The sequence below is a fragment of the Bradyrhizobium sp. genome (assembly GCF_049581145.1).
GTDB lineage: Bacteria > Pseudomonadota > Alphaproteobacteria > Rhizobiales > Xanthobacteraceae > Bradyrhizobium.
This window is the reverse complement of record NZ_JBAURI010000724.1, coordinates 1-7,367: the sequence shown is the minus strand read 5'-3', so window position 1 is coordinate 7,367 and position 7,367 is coordinate 1. Positions and strand designations below refer to the sequence as shown.

The 7,367-nt window shown below is 65.3% G+C and carries 6 protein-coding genes; 5 read left to right on the top strand and 1 reads right to left on the bottom strand.

Annotated features, from left to right (window positions below; translation table 11 throughout):
* Positions 1 to 509, bottom strand: a 509-nt coding sequence (locus WCB02_RS23510; protein WP_423961902.1) for a BMP family ABC transporter substrate-binding protein, incomplete at its 3' end; no start/stop codon positions are given.
* A 251-nt stretch (positions 510 to 760) separates the two neighbouring features.
* Between WCB02_RS23510 and WCB02_RS23505 the strand changes: the two genes are divergently transcribed.
* The 5 genes from WCB02_RS23505 to WCB02_RS23485 form a co-directional block, all read left to right on the top strand.
* Positions 761 to 1,435 carry a cysteine hydrolase family protein gene (locus tag WCB02_RS23505; protein WP_423961901.1) on the top strand — a complete coding sequence of 225 codons (675 nt, stop codon included), beginning with the start codon at positions 761 to 763 and terminating at the stop codon, positions 1,433 to 1,435.
* A 175-nt stretch (positions 1,436 to 1,610) separates the two neighbouring features.
* Positions 1,611 to 2,465 carry an FAD binding domain-containing protein gene (locus WCB02_RS23500; RefSeq protein ID WP_423961899.1) on the top strand — a complete coding sequence of 285 codons (855 nt, stop codon included), beginning with the start codon at positions 1,611 to 1,613 and terminating at the stop codon, positions 2,463 to 2,465.
* Positions 2,462 to 4,786: a xanthine dehydrogenase family protein molybdopterin-binding subunit gene (locus WCB02_RS23495; protein WP_423961897.1), complete on the top strand. Its 2,325-nt coding sequence runs from the start codon at positions 2,462 to 2,464 to the stop codon at positions 4,784 to 4,786. Before WCB02_RS23500 ends, WCB02_RS23495 begins: the two co-directional genes overlap by 4 nt.
* On the top strand, positions 4,770 to 5,258 hold the full coding sequence (locus WCB02_RS23490) for a (2Fe-2S)-binding protein (protein ID WP_423961895.1): 489 nt from the start codon (positions 4,770 to 4,772) through the stop codon (positions 5,256 to 5,258). Before WCB02_RS23495 ends, WCB02_RS23490 begins: the two co-directional genes overlap by 17 nt.
* On the top strand, positions 5,255 to 7,367 hold a 2,113-nt coding region (locus tag WCB02_RS23485), incomplete at its 3' end, for a xanthine dehydrogenase family protein molybdopterin-binding subunit (RefSeq protein ID WP_423961894.1). The genes WCB02_RS23490 and WCB02_RS23485, both read left to right, overlap by 4 nt.

Sequence of the window (7,367 nt, the reverse complement as noted above, 5' to 3'; positions counted from 1 at the left end):
ATGGTCCAGTTCACCGGTCCGACCGGATGCGCTGCGACGAAGCCGAGTTTGCCGGTCTTGGACATCGCGCCCGCCACCATGCCGCAGAGATATTGGCTTTCATAGGTGCGGCCATAGAAGGATTCGAGGTTTGGGCCGTTGGTGGTGCCGGAGGCGTTGAGGAACGCCACCTTCGGATATTTCTGCGACAGCTCCTTGAAGGTGTCGGAATAGCCGAACGCAGTGCCGATGATCACATTGTAGCCGCGCTGGATGAAGCGCTCGGCTGCGGGCGTGATCTGGCCAGCCACCTCGGGCACGTTCTCAACGAAGGGAATCTTCTGGTCGAGTGCCGCCTCGATCTTGGGGCGCGCCTCGTCGAAGGCCTGCGTCCAGCCGCCATCGGTCTTGTCGGCGAAATACAGAAAGGCGATTTTTGGCGGCGCCGACAGGGTGAATCCGGCGGCATAGGCGATCGCCGTACCGCCGATCAGGGCGGCCGCAAGAACAGGGACTGCAGTCCAGCGCATTATGCAAGTTTCCTTTTGCTGTGCGAAAAAGCTTCGCATTGTGGAGAAAAATAGCACGCCAATTGTTTAGTCACCGTCCGGCCAATCGATGAGCAGTCCCCTATGGCCGTTACCGATGAACCGTCGCCGCGCCGATCGGGGCCGTGAGCCGCGTTCGGCCTGGATATTGCTTCGGTTGCCGCGTTCGAGAGTTCGCTGGAACGCGCGCAGCCTGGCGGCGTAGCAGAGTCTCGATTTCGGCGAGAGGCGTGATGAAGGCTTATGTGTACGGCGCAAGGCGCGACCTGCCGCAGAGCTTTGCGGATTTCACGGAACCGTCGCGGTCGGCGATCGTGTCGGTCGACATGCATCAGGGCCATCTCGCCGACACACCGGACTGCCCCTGTCCCGCGCCCCGCGCCCGCGAGATCGTCGCGCCGATCGATGCGTTTCACGCTGCCGCGCGCAAGTTCGGCGTGCCGGTCATCCACGTCAAATCCGTGCTGCGCAAGGGCGGCGTCGACGATATCGCCGGCATCCCCTCGGCGTGGCGACGGACCTTTCCGCTGCACGTCGGGCCGATACCGAATTCCGACGCCCACGCCATCGAAGGTTCGCGCTGGACCGAGTTCGTCACACAGGTCGAGCCGCAGGATCTCGTGGTCGCCGGCAAGAAGCGGCTGTCGCCGTTCTTTGCGACCGATCTCGACTTCCTGCTGCGGCAGATGAACGTGCGTATCGTGGTCCTGAACGGCGGCATGACCGATTGCTGCATTCTCAATGCGGCGTTTGACGCCAGCAATCTGAGCTATCGCGTGGTGGTCTTGCGCGATCTCGTGCGCGGCACCAATGAGGACATGGAAGAGGCGGCGCTCAGGATGGTGTCGCTGCATCTCGGCGTGGTGACCGACGCGGAGGATCTGCTGGCAGCCTGGCGCAGCCGCTGAATGGGCCGCGCGCTCCGGCGCGACGCATCTGTGAACGGGGTGCGCGCCATCCGCCATGTTGCGCCAACTGTTGCAGGCTTTGGCCCAGCCCATGCTGCCTCATCACCCCGATTGCTGGACACCCGGATGGCGTTATGTTAACCAGACTAAATATTATTGAGCAAGGTTAAATATCTTGAAGCCTGCCGCGTTCGACTATTTCAGGCCCGCGAGCCTGGCCGAGGCGCTCGCGCTGCTGGCGACATACAAGGACGACTGCAAGATCCTGGCCGGCGGCCAGAGCCTCGTTCCGGCAATGAATTTCCGCCTGGCGCGGCCGGCGGTGCTGATCGACATCAACGACCTCAGTGAGCTCGATGACCTGCGCGCCGACGCTGACGGACTCAGGATCGGCGCGCTGACCCGTCATGCCGCCTTTCACCGCCCTGTCGTCGACGGGCCGCTCGGCACGCTGTTGGCCAAGGTTGTCGGTCACATCGCGCATTATCCGATCCGGCAGCGCGGCACCTTCGCCGGAAGTCTGGCGCATGCCGATCCGGCGTCCGAATGGTGTCTGGTCGCGACCGCGCTCGATGCCGTCGTCGTGGCAAAGAGTGCGCGCGGCGACAGGACCATTGCCGCCTGTGACTTTTTCCACGGTACCTTCACGACGGATCTTTCCGCCGATGAACTGCTTGCCGAGGTTCGCTTGCCCCCGCTGGCACCGTGCTGGCGCACCGGCTTCTACGAGTTCTCCCGGCGTGCGGGAGATTTTGCGCTGGGCATGGCGCTGGCCGCGCTCAACATCGACGCCGGCGTCATCAAGGACGCGAGGTTGGGTATCGGCGGCATCTCCAATCGCGCGATCCGGCTGCGCAAACTGGAAGACCGGCTGGTCGGCCAGCGGGTGTCGCCGGAACTGATCGACGCGATCGCCCGCGACGCGTGGGCAGCCGTCGATCCGCTCGGCGACATCCATGCTTCGCCGGAGTACCGGCGCGATTTGGCGGCAACCGCCGTCAAGCGCGCGCTGACGGAGGCCGCCGCATGAACTGGATCGGCCGATCGCTGCCGCGGCTGGAGGATCCGTCGTTGCTGACGGGCGGCGGCAGCTATGTCGCCGACCGCGTCGGTCAGGCCGCCTCCGTCCGTTTCGTTCGCAGTCCGCTGGCCTGCGGAACGATCGCCGGCATCGACATTCCCGAAGGCGCGACGGTGTTTACCGGGCGCGACCTCACCGAAGTGAAGCCAATCCGGCCGATCCTGCATCGCCCGGATTATGTCGCGATCGGTCAGCCGGTGCTGGCGATCGATCGCATCAGCTTCTGCGGGCAGCCGGTGGCTGTGGTTATTGCCGACGATCCCGCGCTTGCCGAAGACATCGCCGAGCAGGTGTTTGTCGATATCGACGCGACTGACGCGATCGTCGAGCTCGACGACGCGCTCGCGCCCGGTGCCGCAACGATTCACCCGGATACTGCGTCGAACGTGCTGGTCGAAGGCCGCATGAGGACGGCGGGCCTGGATGCGGCTTTCGCGGACGCCGCCCAGATTGTGGAACTGGAGTTGCGCTCGCACCGGCAATCGGCCGCGCCAATGGAGAACCGCGGCGGCGTTGCCGCATTTGACGCGGCAACCGGGCGCGTCACGCTGACGGCGTCGGTCCAGATGCCGCACATGTTGCGCACCGGCATCGCCGACGCGCTCGGGATGGCCGAGTCCGAGCTGCGCGTCATCGCGCCTGATGTCGGCGGCGGGTTCGGCCAGAAGATGTCGCTGTTTCCGGAATACATCGTGCTGGTCTGGCTTGCGCGAGCTCTGAAACGCGATGTCGCCTGGATCGAGGATCGCCGCGAAAACTTTCTCGCCTCGGCCCATGGCCGCGATCAGGCCTTCAGCCTGCGCGGCGCTTTCGCAAAAGATGGCAGGCTGCTCGGGTTGGATGCGGATCTGCGCTCCAATGTCGGCGCCTTCTCGTGTTATCCCGTGACCTGCGGGGTCGAGCCGCTGATGGCGTTTGCCGAACTGCCTGGGCCGTACGATTTCTCCGAATACGGCGCTCGCTCGCGCGGGGTTGCGACCAACACCTGCATGATGGCGCCCTATCGGGGCGTCTCGCGACCGATGCTGACGTTCTCGATGGAGCGCCTGATGGACGTGGCGGCGAAGCGTCTCGGCATCGATGCGGTCGACATCCGCCGCCGCAATCTGATCAATGCCTTCCCGCATCGGTCGCCGACCGGCCTGGTCTATGATGAAGGATCCTATCTGCAGGCGATGGAGGTTGCGGTGCGCACCATCGAGCTGCCGGCATTTCGTGCGCGGCAGGCGGAGCTGCGCGGACGGGGGCGCTATCTCGGTCTCGGCCTCTCGGTGTTCAGCGAGCGCACCGGCTATGGCACGCCGGCCTATGCGGCGCGCGGCATGGAGATCGTGCCGGGCTACGAGATCGTCGACTGCACGATGGATCCGTCGGGCGATGTGGTGCTGCGGATCGGCTCGTCGCCGCATGGCCAGGGCCTGAAGACGAGCCTCGCGCAGCTCGTCGCCGATGAGTTGGGCATCGAACCGAAACGTATCAGGATCATCTCCGGCGATACCGATGCGACACCCTACGGCTGGGGCACGTTCGCCAGCCGCTCGATGGTGATCGCAGGCGGCGCCTCGAAGCTCGCGGCGGGACGGGTCGCGCACAAGCTGAAAGTGATCGCCGCGAAGCTGATGGAGGCGTCGGCCGACAGCATCACGCTGAAAGACGGCTGGGCCCGCGTCAGCCACTCCAACCAGGCGATGGAGATCGGCGCGCTGGCTCGCGCCGCCTATCATCAGAGTCACCGCTTTGCCGGCCTCGCGCCGGGCCTGCATGAAAGCGCCGTGTATGATCCCGGCGGCACATTCTCGAATGCCTGCCACATCGCAATCGTGGAAGTCGATATCGAGACCGGCGGCGTCAGCATCGAACGGTTTCTCGTGGTCGAGGACGCCGGGGTGCTGATCAATCCGATGATCGTCGATGGCCAGATCACGGGCGGCGTGGCGCAGGGCATCGCCAATGCGCTGCTGGAAGAGATGATCTATGACGATGCCGGAAATCTCCTGACGGTGTCGTTCGCCGACTATCTGCCGCCGACCTCTGCGGAGGTGCCGGAGATCGAGATCGTTCATATGGAGACGGTGTCGCCGGAAAGCGTCACGCATGCCAAGGGCGTCGGCGAGGGCGGCGCGATCGGTGCACCGGCGGCGGTCGTCAACGCCATCTGCGATGCGCTGTCGCCATTTGGCATCGAACTGTTCGAATTGCCCGCGACGCCGCAGCGGATTCGCGACGCGTTGCGCCGCGCCGGAGTATCGCCCCATGCCCAGCAAGCTTGACGTCAGTCTGTCCGTCAACGGAAAGTCCTATGCGGTATCGATCGAGCCGCGCCGGACGCTGGCCGACGTGCTGCGCGATGATTGCGGGCTGACCGGAACCCATCTCGGCTGCGAGCATGGCGTCTGCGGCGCCTGCACGGTGCTGGTCGAAGACAGACCAGTGCGCTCCTGCCTGATGTTCGGCGTGCAGGCCGCGGGCAAGCAAGTGCGCACCGTCGAGGGACTTTCCGACGGCGAGACCTTGCATCCGCTGCAGCAGGCGTTCTGGGACAATCACGGCCTGCAATGCGGCTTCTGCACCCCCGGTTTCCTGATGCTCGCCGCCGGCGCGCTTGCCGACAGACCCGACATGTCGGACGATGAGATCAAGGACGTGCTGTCGTCGAATCTCTGCCGCTGCACCGGCTATCAGAACATCGTCAAGGCAGTCCGGATCGCGGCGCGCGAGATGCGGGCGGCAGCGAAGGCATGAGTTTTATCGGTCGTTCGCTGCGTCGGATCGAGGACCGGCCGCTCCTGGTCGGTGCCGGTTCGTTTGCGGCCGACTGCAACTGGTCCGGCCAGCTTCATATGCGCGTGGTTCGTTCGCCGGTCGCCTTCGGGCGCATCCTCGCGATCGAGACCGAACAGGCGGCGGCAGCCGACGGCGTGGTCGCGGTCTGGACCAGCGCCGATGTCGCGGCCCTGCCGCCGATCGATTTTCGCCAGATGGGTCTGGAGCGGCTTGCGCCCTACCGGCAATTCGTGCTGGCCCGCGACTACGTCCGCTATGTCGGCGACCCCGTGGCGGTGGTGTTTGCCGTCGATCCGTATCTCGCGGAAGACGCGGCCGAACTCGTATTCGCCGATATCGACGAATGCAAGCCGGTGCTCGACGCGACCGCCGAGCCGGAATTGTTCATGCCCGATATTCATGCCGGCCTGTCGTCGGAGCCGGCCGTGATCCGCCGCTTCTATGGCGATCTCGACGCGGCCTTTGCCGCCGCGGCGCATATCGTCGCGCTTGAGGTCAAGATCGGACGCCACACCGGCGTGCCCCTGGAGACCCGGGGCGGCCTTTGCGTCTACGACGCCGAGCATGACTCGCTGACGCTCTATGGCGCGGCCAAGGTGCCGCATTACAATCGCGACGCCATCAGCCGGATGCTGGGCCTGGCCGCGGGGCGGCTGCAACTCAGCGAGGGCCATGTCGGCGGCGGCTTCGGCATTCGCGGCGAGCTCTATCCGGAGGACGTGCTGGTCTGCGCCGCGGCGCTGCGGCTCAAGCGGCCAGTCAAATGGATCGAGGACCGCAGGGAACACCTGCTGGCCGCCAACCATTCGCGCGATCAGGTCTACCGGATGCAGGCCGCCGTCGACGGCAGAGGCTTCATTCTCGGTCTCAAGGCTGAGATCTTCACCGATCAGGGCGCCTATGTCCGCACCCACGGCACCACGGTGACGGACCTCTCTGCCGGGCTGCTGCCCGGTCCGTACCGTATTCCCGCCTACAGCGTGGAAGGCCATATCCGCCTCACCAACAAGACGCCGGCCGGGACCTATCGCGCGCCGGGACGCTACGAATCAACCTTTGCCCGCGAGCGCCTGCTGGACAGCATTGCCGGCCGGCTCGGACTTTCCGCAATCGAGGTACGCCGCACCAACCTGATCGCCGAGGAGGCGATGCCGTTCGATCGCGGTCTGGAAACGCTCGGCACCAGGGTGGTTTACGATTCCGGAAAATACCGCGACCTGCTCGAACGCGTGCTGACGCGCCTGGATTACGATCGGCTGCAGTCAACGCTCGCGGAGCGGCGCGGCCGCGGCGAGCCGGTCGGGATCGGCATCGCCTATTTCGTCGAGAAGAGCGGTCTTGGTCCGCAGGATCTGGTGCGGATGATGGTGGACGCGTCCGGCGGCATCGAGATCGTCACCGGAGTGGCTTCCGTCGGGCAGGGCGTCGAGACCGCGCTGGCGCAGATCTGCGCGGAGACGATGAGGGTGCCGATCGACAACATCCGCGTCATCCACGGTCAGACCGACCGGATCGAGATCGGCTTCGGCGCTTTTGCCTCTCGTGTCACGGTCATGGCGGGCTCGGCGGTGAAGATCGCCTCCGAAGCGTTGCGCGATCGTGCCATCGAGGTAGCGGCGAGGCTGCTGCAGACGACGCCCGATGCGCTACGCCTGGCGGACGGCGCGATCGAAGCCGTCGGCGGCGGCGCCTCGCTGTCGCTTGGCGAGGTTGCCGCGCACCTCGAGGACAGCGGTGGCCTTGCGAGCGAGGGCCGTTTCGTCGCCAGCCACATGACCTATCCTTATGGAATCCATGTGGCCCAGGTGCGAATTGATCCGGCCACCTGCGGTATCCGCATCGAGCGCTATCTTGTGGCCTATGATATCGGCCGCGCCATCAATCCGATGCTGATCGAGGGCCAGATTGCCGGCGGCGTGGCGCAAGGCGTCGGCGGCGCGTTGTTGGAAGAGTTCCTCTATGACGAGAACGGCCAGCCGCTGGCGGCAAGCTTCGCGGACTATCTGATGCCGACCTGTCATGAGGTCCCGGAGATCGAGCTTTTGCTGCGCGAGGATGCGCCAAGTC

Coding starts and splice junctions, on each gene's coding strand:
- WCB02_RS23490 (WP_423961895.1), top strand. CDS start 4,770: ATGCCCAGCAAGCTTGACGTCAGTCTGTCCGTCAACGGAAAGTCCTAT.
- WCB02_RS23495 (WP_423961897.1), top strand. CDS start 2,462: ATGAACTGGATCGGCCGATCGCTGCCGCGGCTGGAGGATCCGTCGTTG.
- WCB02_RS23505 (WP_423961901.1), top strand. CDS start 761: ATGAAGGCTTATGTGTACGGCGCAAGGCGCGACCTGCCGCAGAGCTTT.